Raw genomic sequence first — 1,417 nt, 5'->3', positions numbered from 1 at the left:
AACACAGTGGACGCGAGCAACTGAGGACAAGCCCTCGGCCTATTAGTACCAGTCAGCTCCACCCGTTACCGGGCTTCCACATCTGGCCTATCAACCCAGTCGTCTACTGGGAGCCTTAACCCTTCAAGAGGGTGGGAATACTCATCTCGAAGCAGGCTTCCCGCTTAGATGCTTTCAGCGGTTATCCTTTCCGAACGTAGCCAACCAGCCATGCCCTTGGCAGGACAACTGGCACACCAGAGGTTCGTCCGTCCCGGTCCTCTCGTACTAGGGACAGCCCTTCTCAATATTCCTACGCGCACAGCGGATAGGGACCGAACTGTCTCACGACGTTCTAAACCCAGCTCGCGTACCGCTTTAATGGGCGAACAGCCCAACCCTTGGGACCGACTCCAGCCCCAGGATGCGACGAGCCGACATCGAGGTGCCAAACCATCCCGTCGATATGGACTCTTGGGGAAGATCAGCCTGTTATCCCCGGGGTACCTTTTATCCGTTGAGCGACAGCGCTTCCACAAGCCACTGCCGGATCACTAGTCCCGACTTTCGTCCCTGCTCGACCCGTCGGTCTCACAGTCAAGCTCCCTTGTGCACTTACACTCAACACCTGATTGCCAACCAGGCTGAGGGAACCTTTGGGCGCCTCCGTTACTCTTTAGGAGGCAACCGCCCCAGTTAAACTACCCATCAGACACTGTCCCTGATCCGGATCACGGACCCAGGTTAGACATCCAGCACGACCAGAGTGGTATTTCAACGACGACTCCACAACCACTGGCGTGGCCGCTTCAAAGTCTCCCACCTATCCTACACAAGCCGAACCGAACACCAATATCAAACTATAGTAAAGGTCCCGGGGTCTTTCCGTCCTGCTGCGCGAAACGAGCATCTTTACTCGTAGTGCAATTTCACCGGGCCTATGGTTGAGACAGTCGAGAAGTCGTTACGCCATTCGTGCAGGTCGGAACTTACCCGACAAGGAATTTCGCTACCTTAGGATGGTTATAGTTACCACCGCCGTTTACTGGCGCTTAAGTTCTCAGCTTCGCCGACCCGAAAGTCAGCTAACCGGTCCCCTTAACGTTCCAGCACCGGGCAGGCGTCAGTCCGTATACATCGCCTTACGGCTTCGCACGGACCTGTGTTTTTAGTAAACAGTCGCTTCTCGCTGGTCTCTGCGGCCACCCCCAGCTCATGGAGCAAATCCAATCACCAGTGATGGCCCCCCTTCTCCCGAAGTTACGGGGGCATTTTGCCGAGTTCCTTAACCATAGTTCACCCGAACGCCTCGGTATTCTCTACCTGACCACCTGAGTCGGTTTAGGGTACGGGCCGCCATGAAACTCGCTAGAGGCTTTTCTCGACAGCATAGGATCATCCACTTCACCACAATCGGCTCGGCATCAGGTCTCAGCCT

General features: G+C 55.6%; 1 rRNA gene. It reads right to left on the bottom strand.

Annotated elements, in window-relative coordinates:
• Window positions 1-22: 22 nt before the first annotated feature.
• Window positions 23-1,417: ribosomal RNA gene (locus tag ACZ4LX_RS38140) — 23S ribosomal RNA — on the bottom strand; the annotation flags it as partial.

Source organism: Streptomyces sp. NPDC026062, assembly GCF_055568375.1.
This window is presented reverse-complemented; position numbering and strand designations above follow the sequence as displayed.